The organism is Aeromonas sobria, assembly GCF_050266975.1.
Taxonomy (GTDB): domain Bacteria; phylum Pseudomonadota; class Gammaproteobacteria; order Enterobacterales; family Aeromonadaceae; genus Aeromonas; species Aeromonas sobria_B.
Genome location: NZ_JBKISU010000136.1, coordinates 1 through 265, shown reverse-complemented (window position 1 = coordinate 265; position 265 = coordinate 1). Strand labels below are relative to the sequence as shown.

At 44.5% G+C, this 265-nt stretch carries 1 tRNA gene; it reads right to left on the bottom strand.

The window, feature by feature from the left end:
- Nucleotides 1–146 precede the first annotated feature (146 nt).
- Nucleotides 147–222: transfer RNA gene (locus ACLHZ1_RS20800), tRNA-Glu, on the bottom strand.
- Between the last annotated feature and the right edge of the window lie 43 nt (nt 223–265).

Here is a 265-nt window from a genome sequence, read left to right as displayed (position 1 = left end):
TTTCCAAAGCACTTGTAACAAATGTTTGAGAACTACTTTTTAAATCAGCTTTCCAGATTGTTAAAGAGCATGTTTGCAACGGTCAGTGACCGAAGAAAACAGACATAAACATGACTGCTTATGTCTGCATTCTTAAGCAAGAGAAGTGGCGTCCCCTAGGGGATTCGAACCCCTGTTACCGCCGTGAAAGGGCGGTGTCCTAGGCCTCTAGACGAAGGGGACAAAACGTCCGCTTTCGATACTTCGTATCGAAGACGTTTTGTAA